This window comes from Streptomyces sp. NPDC031466, from assembly GCF_055581265.1.
This window is the reverse complement of record NZ_JBVIJT010000001.1, coordinates 159,778-177,976: the sequence shown is the minus strand read 5'-3', so window position 1 is coordinate 177,976 and position 18,199 is coordinate 159,778. Positions and strand designations below refer to the sequence as shown.

13 protein-coding genes are annotated in these 18,199 nt (G+C 70.1%); 5 read left to right on the top strand and 8 right to left on the bottom strand.

Annotated elements, in window-relative coordinates; all coding sequences use genetic code 11:
• Positions 1 to 70: 70 nt before the first annotated feature.
• The 7 genes from ACZ5GP_RS00510 to ACZ5GP_RS00480 are packed head-to-tail and all read right to left on the bottom strand — an operon-like array spanning position 71 to position 7,218.
• Positions 71 to 1,180: an MCE family protein gene (locus ACZ5GP_RS00510; RefSeq protein ID WP_468748638.1), complete on the bottom strand. Its 1,110-nt coding sequence runs from the start codon at positions 1,178 to 1,180 to the stop codon at positions 71 to 73.
• Positions 1,177 to 2,280 carry an MCE family protein gene (locus tag ACZ5GP_RS00505; protein ID WP_468748637.1) on the bottom strand — a complete coding sequence of 368 codons (1,104 nt, stop codon included), beginning with the start codon at positions 2,278 to 2,280 and terminating at the stop codon, positions 1,177 to 1,179. The genes ACZ5GP_RS00510 and ACZ5GP_RS00505 overlap by 4 nt, the downstream gene beginning before the upstream one ends.
• Positions 2,277 to 3,323: an MCE family protein gene (locus tag ACZ5GP_RS00500; protein WP_468748636.1), complete on the bottom strand. Its 1,047-nt coding sequence runs from the start codon at positions 3,321 to 3,323 to the stop codon at positions 2,277 to 2,279. The genes ACZ5GP_RS00505 and ACZ5GP_RS00500 overlap by 4 nt, the downstream gene beginning before the upstream one ends.
• Complete coding sequence (locus ACZ5GP_RS00495) at positions 3,320 to 4,573, bottom strand: MCE family protein (RefSeq protein ID WP_468748635.1); 1,254 nt, start codon at positions 4,571 to 4,573, stop codon at positions 3,320 to 3,322. Before ACZ5GP_RS00495 ends, ACZ5GP_RS00500 begins: the two co-directional genes overlap by 4 nt.
• Before the next feature lies 1 nt (position 4,574).
• Complete coding sequence (locus ACZ5GP_RS00490; RefSeq protein ID WP_468748634.1) at positions 4,575 to 5,381, bottom strand: MlaE family ABC transporter permease; 807 nt, start codon at positions 5,379 to 5,381, stop codon at positions 4,575 to 4,577.
• A 5-nt stretch (positions 5,382 to 5,386) separates the two neighbouring features.
• Positions 5,387 to 6,151, bottom strand: a complete 765-nt coding sequence (locus ACZ5GP_RS00485; RefSeq protein WP_468748633.1) for an MlaE family ABC transporter permease — start codon at positions 6,149 to 6,151, stop codon at positions 5,387 to 5,389.
• Positions 6,148 to 7,218, bottom strand: coding sequence for an ABC transporter ATP-binding protein (locus ACZ5GP_RS00480; RefSeq protein ID WP_468748632.1), 1,071 nt, complete (start codon positions 7,216 to 7,218; stop codon positions 6,148 to 6,150). Before ACZ5GP_RS00480 ends, ACZ5GP_RS00485 begins: the two co-directional genes overlap by 4 nt.
• Positions 7,219 to 7,776: 558 nt before the next feature.
• Between ACZ5GP_RS00480 and ACZ5GP_RS00475 the strand changes: the two genes are divergently transcribed.
• The 5 genes from ACZ5GP_RS00475 to ACZ5GP_RS00455 all read left to right on the top strand — a co-directional run bounded on the left by ACZ5GP_RS00475 (position 7,777) and on the right by ACZ5GP_RS00455 (position 13,822).
• Positions 7,777 to 8,409, top strand: coding sequence for a hypothetical protein (locus ACZ5GP_RS00475; protein ID WP_468748631.1), 633 nt, complete (start codon positions 7,777 to 7,779; stop codon positions 8,407 to 8,409).
• Between the two features lie 100 nt (positions 8,410 to 8,509).
• Complete coding sequence (locus tag ACZ5GP_RS00470; protein WP_468748630.1) at positions 8,510 to 10,099, top strand: DUF6801 domain-containing protein; 1,590 nt, start codon at positions 8,510 to 8,512, stop codon at positions 10,097 to 10,099.
• A gap of 65 nt (positions 10,100 to 10,164) precedes the next feature.
• Entirely contained in the window at positions 10,165 to 11,112 is a 948-nt protein-coding gene (locus tag ACZ5GP_RS00465) for a hypothetical protein (protein ID WP_468749062.1), read from the top strand.
• Between the two features lie 213 nt (positions 11,113 to 11,325).
• Entirely contained in the window at positions 11,326 to 12,534 is a 1,209-nt protein-coding gene (locus tag ACZ5GP_RS00460) for a PucR-like N-terminal domain-containing protein (RefSeq protein ID WP_468748629.1), read from the top strand.
• 46 nt (positions 12,535 to 12,580) lie between these two features.
• A complete protein-coding gene (locus ACZ5GP_RS00455; protein WP_468748628.1) occupies positions 12,581 to 13,822 on the top strand; it encodes a glycosyltransferase in 1,242 nt (413 codons plus the stop codon).
• Positions 13,823 to 14,437: 615 nt separating this feature from the next.
• Here ACZ5GP_RS00455 and ACZ5GP_RS00450 read toward each other — a convergent pair.
• The gene (locus ACZ5GP_RS00450) at positions 14,438 to 17,614 is read right to left on the bottom strand and encodes an RHS repeat-associated core domain-containing protein (protein ID WP_468749061.1); all 3,177 of its coding nucleotides are present in this window, start codon (positions 17,612 to 17,614) and stop codon (positions 14,438 to 14,440) included.
• Between the last annotated feature and the right edge of the window lie 585 nt (positions 17,615 to 18,199).

The window sequence follows — 18,199 nt, the reverse complement described above, 5'->3', positions numbered from 1 at the left end:
GTCTCCACCTGGTCCGCGCCGGCGGCGTCCACCGGTCCCGACGCCCGTCCCCGGCGCCGTACGACGCGCTTCACCGCTCTCCCTCCCCCGAGGCCGAAGCAGACGCCGAAGCCGAGACAGAGGCCGAGGGCGAGGGCGGCTTCGAGGAGCCGCCGGTCGCCGGCAGGGGCAGCAGGGGGCCGCCCATGCTGATCTCGTTGAGGTCGGCCCGGCCGTCGATCCTGCCGGTGTCGGTGTCGTAGGCGCCGACGAGGTTGCCTGCGGCAAGCGGCGCGACGTCCAGGGCCTCGGCCAGCGAGGCGCGCCGGCGGACCAGGGCCCGGGTGATCGGCACGAGCCGCTCGACGTTCTCCTTCAGCTCTCCCCGGTTGTCCTTGATGAAGGTCTTCACCCGGCGCAGGGCGGTGCCGAGTTCCTTCAGGGCGCCCGCGAGGTCGTCCTTGTTGTCGGCGAAGTAGCCGACGACGGTGTCCAGCCGCTTCTGTGCCGTGCGTACGTCGGTGTCCTTGCCCTTCAGCATGGTGGTGAACGTCTGGAGGTTGCGGAGGGTGGCGAACAGGTCGTCGCTGGAGCCGTCGAGCGTCTTGGTGGCCTTGCCGAACTCCTCGATGCTCTTGCCGATGGCCGCGCCGTTGCCGTCGAGGTTGGCGGCGCCGGTCCTCAGCAGGCCCGACAGGGCGCCCGCGGAGTTGGCCCCGTTTGGCCCGAGTGCCTTGCTGAGGTCGGTGATCGACGCGTAGAGCTGGTCGATCTCGACGGGGGTGCGGTTGCGGGAGGCGGGCAGTACGGCGCCGTCCGCGAGGGCGGGGCCGGCGCGGTAGGCGGGGGTGAGCTGGACGTAGCGGTCGGCGACCACGCTGGGCGCGACCACCAGGGCGCGCGCCGACTTCGGCACGCGTACGCCGTCGTCCATCGCGAGCTCGACCCGCACCCGGGTGCCCTGAGGGTGGACCGACTCCACCTCACCGACCCGGACGCCGAGGATGCGCAGGTCGGAACCGGCGTAGATGCCGACGGCACGGTCGAAGTAGGCGGTGATGCGGGTGCCGGCGGAGTCGAGGGCGCGCACCGCGACGAGGCCGGCGGCGACCACGGCGAGGGCGACCACGGCCGCAAGGAGTTTCCGGCGCGCCGCGAGGAGTTCGCCGCGCGCGGCGAGGAGTGTTCCGTGTCTGCTCATCGCTCACCGCTCCTCCGGGCCGCCGCCGACTGCTCGGGCGGCATGCACGACGTCTTGGGCCGGGACCGCGCGGGCAGGTAGTCGCGCGGCACCACCCCGCACAGGTAGCTGTCGAACCAGCGGCCGTTGCCGAGGGTGTTGCCGACGAGCCGGTAGTAGGGGCCGACCAGGGCGAGCGTCTCGTCCAGCCGGCTGCTGTTCTTCTCCAGGACGGTGGTGACCCGGCCCAGCGCCTTCAGGGTGGGGCCGAGCTGCTTGTCGTTGTCGTCCACGAGGCCGGACAGTTCGGTGCCGAGGGCGCGGCTGCCCTTGAGCAGGGCGGTGATGGCCTTGCGCCGGTCCCGGAGTTCGCCGAGCAGGGGCCCGGCGTCCTCGATGAGGGTCTCGAAGCTGGACTTGTTGTCCTTCAGCGTCTTGCTGAACTTGGCGCTGCCCTTGAGGAGTTCGGCGAGTTCGCGGTCGCGCTTGGAGACGGAACGCGACAGGTCGGACAGACCGGTCGCGGCCTTGCGGACGTGGGGCGGCGACTTCTCGAAGGTCTGCGAGATGGTCTCGAAGCTCTTGGCGAGCTGCCGGGTGTCGAGGGCGTCGGCGGTGGAGCCGAGGTCCTGGAACGCCTGGGTGACGTCGTACGGAGAGGTGGTCCGGGCCCGCGGGATGCGGCTGCCGGGGTCCTGTGCCGCGCCGCCGAGCGGATCCAGGGCCAGGTACTTGTCGCCCAGCAGTGTCTTGATGGCGATGGCGGCGGTGGTGCGGTCGCCGAGCCAGGCGTCCTCGACCTCGAAGGTGACCTGCACCCGGTCGCCGTCGAGGGCCACGCCGGTGACCTCGCCGACCTTGACGCCCGCGATCCGCACCTCGTCGCCCTCGTCCAGGCCCGCCGCCTCGGTGAAGTCGGCGCTGTAGGCGGTGCCGCCGCCGGTGAGGGAGAGCCGGTCGGCGTTGTAGGCGAAGACGGTGAGCAGCGCCAGCAGGAGCAGGCCGACGACGGCCACGGCGACGGGGTCGCGGTCCTTGACCGGCTTGAGGCGCGGCGGGCGGGAGCGGCGGGGCGCGGAAGCGGGGGTGTCGCGGCGTCCGGGCCGCAGCAGCAGGGTCATGCGCCGCACCTGGCCTCGGTGACGGCGACACCGGTCGGCGGCTTCGCGCCGGTGGAGGTGGTGACGCCGTCCACGCGGGCCTCGCAGAGATAGAGGTTGAACCAGGAGCCGTAGGAGGACAGCCGGCCCAGCGCGGTCAGCTTGGCGGGGGTGCGGTCGAGGAAGTCCTCGATCTGCGGGGTGGCGTCGCCGAGGTTGTCCGAGAGCCGGCCCAGTTCGCGGAGGTCCTTCTTCAGCGGGGCGCGTCCCTCGTGGAGGAGGTCGGCGGTCACGGTGGTCAGGTCGCCCATGGCGGTGACGGCCTTGCCCAGGGGCTTGCGGTCGTCGTTGAAACCGGTGACGAGCTTGCGGAGGGTGTCGACGAGGTCGTCGAAGTCGCTCTCCCGGTCGTTGAGGGTGGTCAGGACGGTGTTGAGGTTCTTCACCACCTTGCCGACGACCTGGTCCTTGGCGGCGAGCGTCGTACTGAGGGAGCCGACGTGCCGGATGAGGCTGTCGACGGTGCCGCCCTCGCCCTGGAGCACCTGCACGATGGAGCCGGCGAGTTCGTTGACGTCCTTCGGGGACAGTCCCTCGAAGAGCGGCTTGAAGCCGTTGAAGAGCAGGGTCAGGTCGAGCGCGGGGGTGGTCCTGTCCAGCGGGATGGTGTCGCCGGCGTCGAGCGCGCCGGTGAGGTCGCCGCTGCCCCGCTCCAGGGCGATGTAGCGCTGTCCGACCATGTTGAGGTACTTCACGGCGGCGGTGGCCGACGCGGGCAGGGTGCGGTCGTCGCGCACGGTGAAGGTGACCTGCGCGGTGCGCCGGTCGACGACGCGGACGTCGGTGACCTCGCCGACCTCGACCCCGGAGATGCGGACGCTGTCGCCGTCGGTGACCCCGGTGGCGTCGGTGAACAGCGCCTTGTAGGTGAGGCTGTCGTCACCGACTCCGCTGCCGGCGACGCTCAGCCCGAGGACGGCCGTGGCCAGCGCGGTGACCACCAGGAAGGCCAGGGACTTCAGGACCGGGCCGGTCAGCGGACGGCGCCGGGTGGGGGACGTCATCGCAGGGTCACCTCCGTGCCGCGCAGGGCGGGACCTGCCAGCAGACTGCTCCACTCGGGCAGCTCGGTGGGGGCCTTGCCGGCGGCCGGTGCGAGGAGTTCGTTGACGAGGTCGTTCTCCTGCGGGGAGTTGGCGGGCCCGAGGTCCTGCCCGGCCGCCGCGGGGACCTGCACGGTCGGCTTCCCGGCGAGGCCGAGGTAGGGCACGGGGTAGCAGCGGGGGCCGCCGTCCGCGTCGTACGAGGGGGTGTCGCGGCCGGGGCGGTAGGCGCCGCGGGAGGGCACGGTGGTGACGTCGACGCGCAGGCCGGGCCGGTCGGTGCCCTTGCCGAGGGCCTTGTCCATGGCCGGGACGAAGTCGGCGAGGGTGCGCAGGGTGCAGGGGAAGGCCGAGGAGTACTCGGCGAGCAGTTCCAGGGTGGGCCGGGAGGAGGCGGAGAGCCGGATGATGTTGTCCTCGTTCTGCCGCAGGAAGGCGGTCAGGTCCTCGGCCGTCCTGGTGGTGGCGCCCAGGGTGGCGGACAGCTCGCTCTCCTTCTCGGCCAGGGTGCCGGTGGTGGTGGTGAAGTCGGTCAGGGCCGTGAGGATGTCCGGTGCGGTATCGGCGTAGACGTGGCTGACCTTCACCAGGTGCTTCAAGTCGCGGTTGAGGGTCGGCAGTTGGGGGTTGAACTCGCGCAGGTGGGAGTCGAGGAGGGTGAGGGTGTCGCCCAGCCGGCCGCCGCGCCCCTCCAGGGCGCGGGAGACGGCGGAGAGGGTGGCGGAGAGCTTCTGCGGCTGGACGGCGGTGAGCATGGGCAGCACGTCGTCGAGGACCTGCTGGAGTTCCACGGCGCTCGTGGAGCGGTCCTGCGGGATGACGGCGCCGGTGGCCAGCGGCCGCGCGGCGGGCGAGGCGGGCGGGACGAGGGCGACGAAGCGCTCGCCGAACAGGGTGGTGGGCAGCATCTGGGCGCGCACGTCGGCCGGGATCCGGGTGCGGGCCCCCGGGCGCAGGGCGAGGGTGAGCCGGGCACCGTCGTCGGTGGCGTCGATCTCGCGGACCTCGCCGACGACGACGCCGCGCAGCTTCACCTCGGCGCCCAGGTGCATCTCGTTGCCGACACCGCCCGTCTCCACGACCACCGGGTCGGAGTCGGTGAACCGCTTGTCGTAGACGGCGACCGAGAGCCACACCAGCAGGGCCGGGACCACCAGGAAGACCACTCCGGCGAGCCGGCGGCGCGCCGTCGCGCCTCGCGCTGCGCTCATGTCAGCCCGCCACCTTCACGGTCGTGGTGGCGCCCCACAGGGCCAGCGACAGGAAGAAGTCGGTGACGCTGATCAGCACGATGGCATTGCGCACCGACCGCCCGACGGCGACACCGACCCCGGCCGGGCCGCCGGAGGCGCGGTAGCCGTAGTAGCAGTGGGCGAGGATCACCATCACGCTGAAGATCAGCACCTTCAGGACGGAGAGCAGCACGTCCGTGGGGGAGAGGAAGAGGTTGAAGTAGTGGTCGTACGTCCCCCGGGACTGGCCGTTGAAGAGGACCGTCACGTAGCGGGAGGCCAGGTAGGAGGAGAGCAGCCCGATCGCGTAGAGGGGGATGATGGCGACGACACCGGCGATGATGCGGGTGGTGACCAGGTACGGCAGGGAGCGGATGCCCATGCCTTCGAGGGCGTCGACCTCCTCGTTGATGCGCATGGCGCCGAGCTGGGCGGTGAAGCCGGCGCCGACGGTCGCGGAGAGGGCGAGACCCGCGACCAGAGGGGCGATCTCGCGGGTGTTGAAGTACGCGGAGACGAACCCGGTGAAGGCCGCGGTGCCGATCTGGTCAAGCGCCGCGTACCCCTGGAGTCCCACGACGGTCCCGGTGAACAGGGTCATCGCGATCATCACGCCGATGGTGCCGCCGATGACGCCGAGGCCGCCGGTGCCGAAGGCGACCTCGGCGAGGAGGCGCTGCACCTCCTTGAGGTAGCGGCGCAGGGTGCGCGGGATCCAGAGCAGGGAGCGCACGTAGAACAGGAGTTGGTCGCCGGAACGGTCCAGCCAGACGAACGGGGAGGCCACGGTCCTCAACCTCCCTTCGGCGGTACGAGCTGGAGGTAGACGCCGGTCATCACCATGTTCACGAAGAAGAGGAGCAGGAAGGTGATGACCACGGACTGGTTGACGGCGTCACCGACGCCCTTGGGGCCGCCGCGCGGGTTGAGGCCCCGGTAGGCGGCGACGACGCCCGCGATGAACCCGAAGACCAGCGCCTTGAGTTCGCTGATGTAGAGGTCGGACAGCTGGGCGAGGGCGGAGAAGCTGGAGAGGTAGGCGCCGGGGGTGCCGTCCTGGAGGTAGACGTTGAAGGCGTAGCCACCGAGGACGCCGACCACGGACACCAGGCCGTTGAGCAGGACCGCGACCCCCATGGTCGCGAGGACGCGGGGCACCACCAGGCGCTGCACGGGTGAGACGCCCATGACCTCCATGGCGTCCAGCTCCTCGCGGATGGTGCGCGAGCCGAGGTCGGCGCAGATGGCGGAGCCGGCCGCGCCCGCGATCAGCAGGGCGACGATCAGCGGGCTGGCCTGCTGTACGACGGCCAGCACGCTGGCGCCGCCGGTGAAGGACTGGGCGCCGAGCTGCTGGGTGAGCGAGCCGACCTGGAGGGCGATCACGGCGCCGAACGGGATCGAGACCAGGGCGGCGGGCAGGATGGTCACGCCGGCGATGAACCAGAACTGCTCCACGAACTCGCGGAACTGGAACGGCCGTCGGAAGATGGCCCGGGCCACTTCCGCGGCGAGTGCGAAGAGCCGGCCGGTCTGCCGCAGGGCGCCGGTGATCATGCGCCGCTCCCGGCGGCGGGCATGGGCAGTGTCGGGGCGGGGGAGCCGTGGGTGTCGGGCACACCACCGGTGGGGGAGGCCTGGGTGCCGGTCGCACCACCCGTGGGGGAGGCGGCGTACGTGCGCTCGATGGCGGTGCGGGCGGCGGGCGGCAGCCGGTCGAGCATGCCGAGGACCCGCTCCCGGCGGCGGGTGACGGCGCTGCGTGGCGGAAGGCCGGGGGAGGGCTCCAACTGGGGGACGATCTTCCGGGGACCGCCCGTGCCCCGCGTTCCGGCGGCCTCGGCCGCGAGGGTCGCGGCGTCCTTCTCCTCGGACATCCCGATCGGGCCTTCGCGGCGGCCGGACAAGAACTGCGCCACGACCGGCTCCTCGCTGGTGAGCAGGACTTCGCGCGGGCCGAAGGTGACCAGTTCGCGCCGGAAGAGCATGCCCATGTTGTCGGGGACCGTGGCGGCGATGTCGAGGTTGTGGGTGACGATCAGCATCGTCGCGTCGATCTGCGCGTTCAGGTCGATCAGCAACTGGGAGAGGTAGGCGGTGCGGACGGGGTCGAGCCCGGAGTCGGGTTCGTCGCACAGGATGATCTGCGGGTCGAGCACGAGCGCGCGGGCGAGCCCGGCCCGCTTGCGCATGCCGCCACTGATCTCACCCGGCAGTTTGCCCTCGGCGCCCAGCAGTCCCACCACGTCGATCCGCTCCATGACGATGCGGCGGATCTCCGATTCCTTCTTCCTGGTGTGCTCGCGCAACGGAAAGGCGATGTTGTCGAAGAGGGACATGGAACCGAAAAGAGCGCCGTCCTGGAACATGAGGCCGAACTTTTTCCGGGTCTCATAGATATCCCGTTCCGGGCTGTTCACCATGTCGACACCATCGATGAGGACGCGGCCGTGCTCCGGCTTCAGCAGCCCGATGAGCGACTTGAGGAACACCGTCTTTCCCGTACCGGAAGGGCCGAGCATGACACTGACCTCTCCGGCCGGCAGCGTAAGGCTCACGTCCTGCCAGATCTTCTGCGTGCCGAAGGATTTGGTGAGGCCTTCGACCACCACTTCGATTCCCATATCACCTCCAAAGCGGCGGACGGCGGCGAAGCTCGTGAGCGGAGGCGCGGGGTGCGGGACAGGGGCCGTGCGCGGCTCGCTGGGGGTGGAGCACCGCACGGCCTGGAGATCAGCGCCTGACCCGGCACGCTACGGCTGAGTAACCTGAGCGGGCAAGAGAGGGATCCGAATTCCCCGAGGTTTGAGTCGACCCACCGCGGTCTTTGTCAGCGCGGCGACAAAGACCCGGCCCCTTCTTGTCACTCGGTGAGCAGTAGCGGCTCCGGTGGGGGAGGGGGAGCAACATCAACTGCTCCCCGGGTGCGTCCGCTGATTCCGGCCACCGTGCCTTTCTTAGCAGCGGATGACTAAGCGGGGGTCCGGACTGCTCACCTGGGGAACAGGCATTTCCCCTTCTCGAAAGAATCATGGTCAACAGCATTGTTCGGCTAAGTTTCCCGCAAGTAACGTCATGGCTCGCGGTCGAGGATTTCCGAGCCGCGGACCGCCTCTTCCTCCGCTTCACCAGCATGGGCGCGGTCCCCCTCTGCCGGTCAATCCACAAGGGAGTCCCCAGTCATGAACAAACCCCTGGCAAGAATCGCCGTCGCGGCGGGCGCGGGCACCGCCGCGTTCGTCATGGCCGTCGCCCCCGCCTCGGCCGTGCCCTCCACGGTCTGGACCGTCACCCCCTCGCCGTCCAACTTCGCCGCGGCCAACAGCGGGAACATCGTCCTGACCGCGAACATCCCGATGACGTGTACGACCTCCAGCGCCTCGGGCACCATGGCCAGCGCCACCGGCAACCCGGCGACCGTGGCCAGCATCAACGCCATCAACTTCGGCACCAGCGGCTCGCCCTGCACCAGCGTGCTGGGCAACGTCACGACCACCGCGACCACTCCCTGGACCGTCGTCGCCCAGGACTACACCGCGTCGACCGGCGTGACCAAGGGCTACATCGGCAACGTCAAGGCCAAAGTGACCGCCGGTGCCTGCGTGTTCAACGTGCAGGGCAAGGCCACCGCCACCTACACCAACTCCACCGGCATCCTCGCGGTCGCCAGCGTCAGCGGCGACCTGGCCGTCACCTCGGCCTCCGGCTGCGGCACCGTGGTCACCACCGCCACCAAGCCCACCTTCAAGGGCAACTACGCGGTCAAGGTCGCCGGCACGACGACCATCCCGAAGATCGTCGGCTCCAACCCGTAGCCGACGCATGGCTCGCCGCCGCCCGGCCGGTGACCTCGGCCGGGCGTGCGGGCCGCCGTCGGCCGTTTCGGACCGTGGGACGACCCGAGCGGAGTGACACATGACAGGCCCACCGACCGCCGTCCGACGGACGGCCCGCGGTCGCGCCCGCGGCGCGGCGATCGCCGCGTTCGTCGTGCTGGCCGCCACCGTGCCCGCGGCGGCCGGGGCGTCCGGGACCCAGCAGATCGACGCCGCACTGCCCTACGTATGCCTGTTCCCCTCCGGCAAGCATTCCGCGACGGTACGGATCTCGGCGGTCCTGCCCGAGCGGGTGGCTGCCGGGGAGCCGATCGAACCCGCGGACGTGACCACGACCGTCGTCCTGCCGGAGCCCGCGGTGGCGGACCTTTCGGCGCTGCACGCGGCCGGTGTACGGGCGGCGACCGGGCTCACGGTCGGTGTCACCCAGGGCGAGGCCACCGCCGAGGCGACCTGGCGCGGCAGCACGGAACCCACGGCCCTGCCCGCGACCGGGCCGCTGACGCTGACCGCGACGGGCGACGTCCCCACGGTGACCGGACAGAGCACCGGCGAACTAACCATGACCGCCCGCGACTTCGCGCTGGACCTCACCCTGACCACCGCGGACGGCGGCGCCCCCGACCCCGCCTCGGTGACCGTCGACTGCACGCTCGCCGGGGACGCCCCGGACGGGGGGGAACTAGCCGACGTGCAGGTCGGCACGGACGAGTCGGGTGACCCGGGCACGCCGAGCGGATCGCCGTCCGGCTCTCCCTCGGGCACACCGTCCGCCTCCGGCACACCCGGGCAGCCGGGCGAGGAGCCGACGGACCGGCCGGGCGAGCACGCCCCGAAGGTCAGCGAGCCGGGCCGACGCGGAGCCGCCGCCGACCGCCCCGCGCCCACCTGCAAGTACGACGAGAAGTACCCGGCCGGACCGATGTCGTTGAACGCCTACATCACCGGCTACTCCAACGTGAACAAGCTCGACGGCGCCGCGCTGATCCCGCCGTTCTGCACACTCATCACCCAAGGCGAGCCGCAGTTCGTGTTCTTCCCCGACTACAGCGGCGCCACCATCACCCAGCACTCCACCGCCGACCTCTACCACCAGCAGCGCAAGCAGACCCAGCCCTTCGAGGCGACCTTCCTGACCTTCGACTTCACCCCCACGACGGCCACGATGGTGCTGGAGCAGACAGGCCCGATGACCATCGACTCGCACGGCACCACCGACTTCGTGTTCACCAGCACGGACACCTACGTCCGGGCGCCGCTCGTGCTGCGGGTGACGTCGTTGAAGGTCAACGGCACCCCGCTGGACGTGGGAAAGAAGTGCCGGACCAAGGCCTCCCTCGCCTCCCCGGACCCGGAACCGGCGAAGTTCCCCGGCGACCACCTGGTCCTGCACGGCCGGGGCGAACAGATCACCGGCCAACCCGCGACCGGCTATCTGCTGCTGTCCGGCGGCCCGCTGACCGGCAAGGTCACCATCCCCGCCTTCACGGGCTGCGGCACCGCCGACGGTGAGAACCTCGACCGTCTGCTCACGGCCGCGGTCTCCGGTCCGGCCAACTACGTCAAGCAGATCCAGGGACAGACCTGCTTCGTCTCGGCCGATGTGCTCAACCCCGACGAGTGCACCGACGACGCGCAACCCCGCAAGATCCCCGTAGCCGAACGGTGATTCCCCCCCATACCCCTGCCTGCGTGCTCCCCGCCCCCTCCACCCCCGACCCGAAAGGCCACATGATGCGGACATCCCTCGGCGCCAGAGTCGCCACCACCGCCACGGCACTCGGCACCGCGCTCGGCGTCTTCTCCTCCATGGGCACCGCCACCGCGGCCGCCGCCGTGCCGAACGGTGAGTGGGCGCCCTTCACCCGCTGCCCCGTGGACGCCCCGGCGATGCTCGCCGCCGACGGCCTGGACCGCACCCCGCAGTGCGTGGTCTCCACCTCGCCCAACGGCTCCATCAAACTGGGCAGGACCACCGTGCCCACGGGCAAGACCAACCTCCAGATGGGTGTCGTCCAGAACTCCGACGGCACCAGCACCGTGGTGGCCCCGCCCGGCGGCGCCCTCGTCGCCGACCCGGCCACCGTCCCCGGAGGGCTGCTGGGACTGATGTGCCCGAGCGACGTCCCCGTGATCACGGCCATCTGCGTGCAGCTCGACAACAGCTCCCTGAACAAGATCACGGCAACGGTGGAGTCCGTCGGCGCCCCCTACGACTTCGACCAGACCGCCGGCATCGTCACCGACAAGCCGATCGTCGCCCTCCCGGTCCGCATCCACCTGGAAAACCCCTTCCTCGGCAGCAAGTGCTACATCGGCACCGCCGCCAAGCCCATCGTCCTGCGTCCAAAGAACCTCCAGTTCCCCGAGTTCGGCATGTCGTTCTTCCACGGTGACGGCACCGTCGCCGAGGACGGCGAGATGAGCCGCGTCAACCTCACCGGGGCCCAGCAGAACGACAGCACCTTCGCCGTGCCAGGCGCCGACGGCTGCGGTCTCGGCCTGCTCGGGCTGGTCGACGCGGCGGTCAACGCCAAGACCGGCCTGCCCTCCGCCGCCGGAAAGAACAGCGTGACGCTCAACAACACCCAGACCCACCTCGCCGGCCTGAACGCCCCCGGCACCTTCGCCCCCGACGCCGGCAAGCGCCTCGCGAAGAACTGGCATTCCGCCGTCGACTAATGGCCGCGTGACGGCGATTCTCAGTCGTCCCGGCAACCATGTCCCGCCCCACCGCACCGATGTGTGCACGAACTGTGTACGTCCCACCGAACTTGATTTAGCTTCAACAGCCCAGACACACGTCTCCTCAAGTCCGGTCGCGTGCCCCTCCTGCGAAGGATCGGAGCACACGACCGGTGCACCGTGGGCACCGAAGAGCAAGGGACGGCACTCATGCCTTCAACCACGCGACCACCCGAAGTCGGTGAGCCGCTGGAACCCCTCCCCAAGGAATTCGCGGCCTTCATGAGACCGGAGTTACCCGGCCTCATGAAGGAGATCGGCGCCGAGGTCACCCGGGCCTACCCCGTGTACGGCCGGCTCCTCAACGGCCCCAACGCCGAACCCATCCGACAGGGCCTGGAACAGGCCCTGTACGCGTTCGTGGACCGCGTCGCCGACCCCGGCAAGAACGCCGTGCTCCGCGACCAGCTGCTGCGCAAGTTCGGCCGGGTGGAAGCCTACGAGGGGCGCGCGCTGGAGACCCTGCAGGGGGCGTACCGGCTCGGGGCCCGCATCGCACTGCGCCGCGCCAAGGCGCTGGGCCGGCAGTACCGGCTCTCCCCTTCCCTCATCCTCACCTTCGCCGACGCCCTGTTCGCCTACGTCGACGAACTGGAGCAGATATCCCGCGAGGGCTACGCCGAGGTGCAGTCCCGGGCCTTCTCCGAGGTGCCGGCACGGCGCCGACGGCTGCTCCACCTCATCCTCGCCGCCCCTCCGCTGCCCCAGGCGCTCCCCGGGCTCTGCGAGAGCGCTGCCTGGCACCTGCCCGCCGACGTCACCATGGTCGCCCTGCGCCCACCGGTCCCCGTACACCTGGAGGCGGGGCTGGCCGACGACATCCTCTTCGACCTGGACGTCCCGCAGCCACACCTGCTGGTGCCCGGCCCCCTCACCCCGGAGCGCCGGGCGATGCTCGACGCGACCCTGGAAGGCGCACACGCCGTGGTCGGGCCGACCGTGCCGCCGGCCCAGGCCGCCGACTCCATCCGCTGGGCCCGCCGCATGCTGCACCTGATCGACGAAGGCGTCGTGGCCGATGCCCCCCTGGTCCGCTGCGACGACCATCTGGTGACGCTGTGGCTGCTGTCGGACCCGGCCCTCGTGACCCATCTGGCGGCCGCGGAGCTGGCCCCGCTCGAGCATGTGCCGGCCAGTCGCCGTGACCGGCTCGTGGAGACCCTGCGCGTGCACGTCTCCACGCGTGCGCCGGCGGAGCAGGTCGGCGAGATGCTGGGCGTGCACGCCCAGACCGTCCGCTACCGCCTCCGGAACCTGGACGTCCTGCTGGGCGAGCGCCTCACCGACCCCGACCACCGCTTCGCCCTGGAGGCCGCCCTGCGCGCCGTGCACCTGCTCTCCCGCAACGCCGAGAAGTAGCGGCGGGGCATCGGCCGCGGCTCTTTCGGGCTGACATAGTGCTGTCATGCGCGTACTGATCGTCACGGCGGGGAGTTGGGGCGACGTCGCTCCGTACACTGGCTTGGGGGTGCGGCTGCGGGCCGCGGGTCATGACGTGGTGCTCGCCACCCATGAACGGTTCCGGCCAGGGGTGCGGGCCCATGGGCTCGGGTTCCGGCCCCTGCCCGTGGACCCGCGGGCGGAACTGGCCTCCGCGGGCGGGCAGGGCCTGGCCAGGGCGATCAGCGCGCCCGTGGCGATCGCGCGGCTGATGCGGATGGCGAGGGCGTTCATGCCGAGGCTCGCGGCGGGCGTGCACGACGCCGTGCGGCAGGGCGCCGACGTGCTGGTGAGTTCCACGGTCACCGACCCGATCTGCGCGGTGCTGGGCGAGGCGCTGCGGCTGCCGAACCTGAGCGCCTACCTGCAGCCGATCCAGCCCACGGCGGCCTTCACGCCCCTGGTCGTCGGGGCCCGCTCGTTCGGTTCGTACGGCAACCGCCTGAGCGCCCATGCCCTCTGGGCGGCCACCGATCGGATGTTCGCCCCGGCCGTCCCTGACCTGCGGCGCGAACTCGGGCTGCCGCCCGGCAGGTTCGCCGGGCCGCTGGGCCTGCCCCGCGGGCGCGGTGTCCTGCACGGCTTCAGTCCTCAGGTCGTCCCACGCCCGGGGGACTGGCCCGAAGGACACCGGGTCTGCGGGTACTGGTGGCCCGAGACCCCGCCCGGCTGGCAGCCCGAGCCCCGGCTGCTGGACTTCCTCTCCGCGGGCCCGCCGCCCGTCTTCGCGGGCTTCGGCAGCTTCGTCACCGCGGACGCCGAACGGCTGAGCGCCCTGGTCGCCCAGGCGATGCGCCGGGCCAAGGTGCGCGGGGTCCTCCAGGCGGGCTGGAGCGGTCTGCACGCCGAAAGCGATGACCTGATCACCGTGGGGGAAGTCCCGCACGCCTGGCTCTTCCCCCGGACCGCCGCCGTCGTCCACCACGCCGGCGCCGGCACCACCGCGGCGGGCATCCGGGCCGGGGTACCCGCCGTGCCCGTCCCGGTACAACTGGATCAGCACTTCTGGGCCGCGCGCCTCCACGCCCTCGGCGTCTCCCCGCGCCCGCTGCGCTACCAGCACCTGACCGCACGGCGGTTGTCCGACGCGATCACCAGCGCCGTCCACGACCCCGCGCCGCGCGGCCGCGCCCGCCGCCTGGCCGAGTCCATCGCCGAGGAGGACGGCGCGCAGGAGGTTCTCGACGCGGTCGAGCGGTTCGGGTGAAGACGCGCGCCGCGCGATCCGGCTCACCGCGCGTGTCTCCCGCCGCGTGTCTCCCGCTGGGAATCAACCGCGGACAAGTACGCCGTCCCGAGCCGTTCAGGGTCAGCCGGTGTGGGCCCATGACCAGAGCGCCGAACCGGTGACCACCGGACACGCCACAACTCCCGTCAGCAGGAGGCGACTCGCCCATGACAGACGGCGGATGCCGGGAGCGAAGCCGCCCCGGCATCGGGGGACCGTCCGGAGGATTCGTCGACGGGCCTACTTACCATGTCGTCGGCGGTCCCGACGGACGTACGCGGTGAGTACGGCGATGAAGAAGATTGCGGCTGCAGCCGCAAGCCACATGTGCCAGGGCTCGCCTTTCGGCCCTGCCAAGAGCAACGATTCCGAGGTCGAAGTCATGGGTGGCTCCTCGCTTGTCACTGGCCTCTGCGACGGCGCAGGTAGTCCCGGAAGCTCGCCGACTGCATCCAGCCGCCGAGGATCACCACGGCGACGACAACGACGACCAGAATTGCCTGAGCTGGAGTGCTCACAACCGTTTTCCCCTCCGAGTGCGGCGGGGAGAGGCTCGTGAAGCAGTCTCCCCGCCGCCCGATGTCAGGTGATGTCCTACAGAAGACCCTTGACGAGTCCCTTTCCTACGTCGTAGGCGTCCTTCAGCTTGCTCCCCTGATCGAGTTTCTCGCCGAGACCTTCGCTCACGTAGTCCGTGACGAGCTCGATGCCCACATCAGTGGCGCACCCCGAAGCGGCGGCTCCAAGAGCGCCCACTCCCGTCTCCGACACGCCCGTGTAGGCGCCGACCACGACCCCTTGCACCGCGCCTTGGGCGCAAGTCTTCCCGTAGTCCCCAATCGACTTGAGGCCTTCGGGGTCGATGCGGTTGACGGGGTCGCCCTCGGCGTAGAGGTAGGGGTTCTCCTCCTGACCCGAGGGGTCGGGGCTGTTGAAGCGGCCGATGTTGGGGTCGTAGTAGCGCGCCTGGAAGTGGTAGAGGCCGGTGGGGTCCTGATAGCCGGCGGTGAACCGGTAGGGCTGGGTGACCTTTTCGCTCGTTGATTGGGCAACGCCTCGGGGGCTGTACGAGTATGTGTTGACCTTCGTACCGGACTCGTCGGCGACTGCGACGACGGAGCCGAGCGCGTCGGTGAGGTAAAAGTAGGTCTTCCCGTCCCGGGTCATGGAGTTGAGTGTGCCCCCGGGTTCGCGGTTGAAGCCGGTGTCCACGCCGCCGGTGGAGGTGGCGGAGAGGCTGAGCGGGCCGTTGTGGAAGTAGGTGTCGCCGAGCTTGACGCGCTCGCTCTGGTCGGTGGAGCCGTACTGGCCCGCGTATGTCTTGCCGGCGACGGTCAGCGAGGTGAGCTGGCTGTGATCCGACCACTTCTCGCCGGTCCGGGTCCCTTCCGGGGTGGAGGCGCCGGCGGTCTCGTTGCCTTCGAGATCGTAGGACCAGTTCGTCGACGAGCCGTTCTTTTCCGTGATCTGCTGGGCGTCGTTGATGCTGTACGTCGTACCGCGCGGGCAGCCCTTGTCAGTGCCCTCGCTGGTGAGGTTGCCGGCGAGGTCATAGCAGTACTGCCAGGACGCGTTGAGGGTGGTGCCCTTGTTCTCGGCGGCGTAGGAGAAGCGGCCGGCACCGTCATAGGTGTAGGAGGTCTGCGTGCCCGCGATGGTGTCGGTCTTGGTGCGGATCTTGTCGCCGTCAGTCTTGGCGTCGGTGCCGTAGCCGTAGGTGTAGGCCAGGTCGACCAGGATGCCCTTGGCGGATTTTGCCGTGATCTTCTTGGGGCGGCTGGAGTTGTCCACATCGACGGTCTGCACGGTGCCGCCGGGGTAGGCGGTCTCGGTGCGGACGTCGTTGCGGTTGTACTTGTAGGAGGTGACCTTGCCCGAGGCGTCGGTCAGCTTCTCCAGTTTGTTGACCTCGTTCCAGGTGTAGTCGACCTTGCCGGCCGGGTCCTGGTAGAAGTCGACGTTGCCCGCGGGGGTGTAGGCGAGCAGGGTCTGTGAGCCGTCCTGGAGGGTGCGGACGGTTTCGCGCTGGAGCGGGTCGAAGGCGTACTTGATGGTGCCGGTGGAGTCGGTGCGCTGGGCGAGGTTGCCGTCACCGTCGTAGAAGTAGCGGACGGTGTCGTTGGTGGTCGAGACGGTCTTGACCCGGTCGAGGTTGTCGTAGACGAAGACCTTCTTGATGCCCCGGCCGTCGGTCAGGGTCTCGGTCCGCCCGAGACCGTCGTACGTGAAAGTGGTCTCGCCCAGCGGCTTGGGGGGCGTGACCTTGATGAGGTTGCCCTTGGCGTCGTAGGTGAAGGACGTCTTGACCGTCTTCGTCGACGACATCTTCGTCTCCGCCGCACACCGCTGGCCCTCGAAGCCGCCGCAGGTGGGGGTGGCCGGGTTGTAGGTGTAGGAGACGCTGCCGCCGCCCGTGCCCGTCTGCGCGACCGACTTGGTGTTGCCCGCCGTGTCGTAGGTGAAGGACGTCTTCTCGCCGTCGGCGTTGGTGGAGTCCTTCGGCACATCCCCGCCGGCGATCGTCTGCCAGCTCGCGACCGCCTTGCCGCCGGTCGGGGACTGCACGCTCTCCAGGTTGTTGCGCGTGTTGAACCCGTAGTCCCTCACGTTGCCGAGGGCGGTGCCGGTGCCCATGGCGTCGGTGGCCGTGTCGATGTTGTGGTTCGCGTCGAACTTGGTGGAACGGCTACGGGTGAGGGCGTCGGTGACGTCGGTGACCTGGCCGTCGCCGTCGTGCTTGTACTTCGTCGCGTGCTTCTCCGGGTCGGTGACCGTGGTCGTGCCGGCCGCCGTCGGCGAGGTGGTGTCGTAGGTGTAGGTCCAGGTGGGGCCCGTGTGGCCGGAGCCGTTGAGCTCGGTGGCGCGCAGCATGGAGGTGACCCGGTTGGCGTCGTCGTAGGTGAAGACGGTGACCCGGCCTTCGGCGGTGGTGATTTTGGTGAGGCGGTCGGAGGTGTCGTAGCCGAAGGTGGTGGTCTTGCCCTCGGCGTCGGTGGTCTTGTGCAGGTTGCCGTCGGGGTCGAGGTCGAAGACGGCGGTGCGGCCGGAGTTGTCCTTGGCCTGCCACTGGGAGGCGTCGGTCTTGAGCAGGTCGATCCAGCGGCCCGAGCGGGTCTCGGTCAGCTTGAAGCCCTTGTGCTCCTCGCCCTCGTCGTGCTGGGTGACGGTGATGGCGCCCTTGTTCTTGTCGGTGACCTTGGTCAGCGTGCCGTGCTCGTCGTAGGTGTCCTTCGAGCCGGACTTCCAACTGGTGAGCGTGTAGGTGCCGTCGGTGTTCTTCCTCAGTTCCTTCGAGTGGCCCTTGGGCGTGGTGAAGGAGCCGTCCGTCGCCTTCTTGAAGCGCAGGGCGCCGCCCGAGGAGTCGTAGAGGACCACCTCGTCACTGAGGACCTGGAGGTAGCGCTCGTACTGCTGCCACCAGCGCTGGGAGACCTTCCCCCACGGCGCCTCCAGCGAGTTGTAGGTGCGGGCCAGGGTCAACTGCTGGCCGACACCCGCGACGGAGAAGTCGGTGGCCGCCAGCATCAGGTTGCCGGTGGAGAAGTTGATCCGGGCCGTCAACGCGTCCGTGACGGCGAAGTCGCTGATCTTGTGCCACGGCACGTCGCCCTGGCCCTCGGGCACATGGGCGGGGGTCGCCTGAAGGGAGCGCGCCGCCTTGCCCTCGGCGCGCTCCTTCTGCTGGGCCCGCCAGGCGGCCACCGTGCGCGAGGGCGCGCGCTCGGCTTTCGGCGCGACAGGCTTGTTCGAACCGGCCTTCACCGCGGGCATCGAGAACGACGGGGCGTCCTTGCCCCACGCCGAACCCGGCTCATCGGCCGCGGCGGCGCCCGCGGCCGGCAGCAGGGACAGCGTCAGGGCGCCGGTGGCCAACACGGCGGCGGTGGTGAGGCTGGTTCTCTTCCGGGCACGCGAAACACGCGCACCCATGGTGCGTTGCGTCAAGGATTTCCCCCCACGGGAAAACACGTCTCGCCAACCCCAGTGGTCACGAGAGGCCCACAACCTTTCACAGGCCCCCCACAACCGGCCCCTCACTTCCCGCGAACACACGTACTACACGGGAGGGAACCGGCCGCTTCTGTCAGCGGTAATAGCCCTACAAAAGCCGCTGTTCAGCTTCGACTTCATGCCGTTATTGCCCTCTGCTCGCCCAGAACGTGGCCGGAATTGATCGTGTCGGTCACGCGGCGGACACCCCCCCCGTGCGTGCGGTACAGGGATGGGGCCTTGTCTCGTCCCCACACCAGCCGCTTGACCCGGGCCGCCGGGAGCCCCTCCGTCCCGTTGGTGCCGTTCCGCGTGGGAGGCAAGAGAGTTGAATCCGGTGCGAGGCGAACGCCCCCGCAGACCGCT

Excerpts from the sequence above, each read along its gene's own strand:
- ACZ5GP_RS00510 (WP_468748638.1), bottom strand. The coding sequence starts at position 1,180 with ATGAGCAGACACGGAACACTCCTCGCCGCGCGCGGCGAACTCCTCGCG.
- ACZ5GP_RS00480 (WP_468748632.1), bottom strand. The coding sequence starts at position 7,218 with ATGGGAATCGAAGTGGTGGTCGAAGGCCTCACCAAATCCTTCGGCACG.
- ACZ5GP_RS00465 (WP_468749062.1), top strand. The coding sequence starts at position 10,165 with ATGCGGACATCCCTCGGCGCCAGAGTCGCCACCACCGCCACGGCACTC.
- ACZ5GP_RS00475 (WP_468748631.1), top strand. The coding sequence starts at position 7,777 with ATGAACAAACCCCTGGCAAGAATCGCCGTCGCGGCGGGCGCGGGCACC.
- ACZ5GP_RS00495 (WP_468748635.1), bottom strand. The coding sequence starts at position 4,573 with ATGAGCGCAGCGCGAGGCGCGACGGCGCGCCGCCGGCTCGCCGGAGTG.
- ACZ5GP_RS00470 (WP_468748630.1), top strand. The coding sequence starts at position 8,510 with ATGACAGGCCCACCGACCGCCGTCCGACGGACGGCCCGCGGTCGCGCC.
- ACZ5GP_RS00450 (WP_468749061.1), bottom strand. The coding sequence starts at position 17,614 with ATGCCCGCGGTGAAGGCCGGTTCGAACAAGCCTGTCGCGCCGAAAGCC.
- ACZ5GP_RS00500 (WP_468748636.1), bottom strand. The coding sequence starts at position 3,323 with ATGACGTCCCCCACCCGGCGCCGTCCGCTGACCGGCCCGGTCCTGAAG.
- ACZ5GP_RS00455 (WP_468748628.1), top strand. The coding sequence starts at position 12,581 with ATGCGCGTACTGATCGTCACGGCGGGGAGTTGGGGCGACGTCGCTCCG.
- ACZ5GP_RS00505 (WP_468748637.1), bottom strand. The coding sequence starts at position 2,280 with ATGACCCTGCTGCTGCGGCCCGGACGCCGCGACACCCCCGCTTCCGCG.
- ACZ5GP_RS00460 (WP_468748629.1), top strand. The coding sequence starts at position 11,326 with ATGCCTTCAACCACGCGACCACCCGAAGTCGGTGAGCCGCTGGAACCC.
- ACZ5GP_RS00485 (WP_468748633.1), bottom strand. The coding sequence starts at position 6,151 with ATGATCACCGGCGCCCTGCGGCAGACCGGCCGGCTCTTCGCACTCGCC.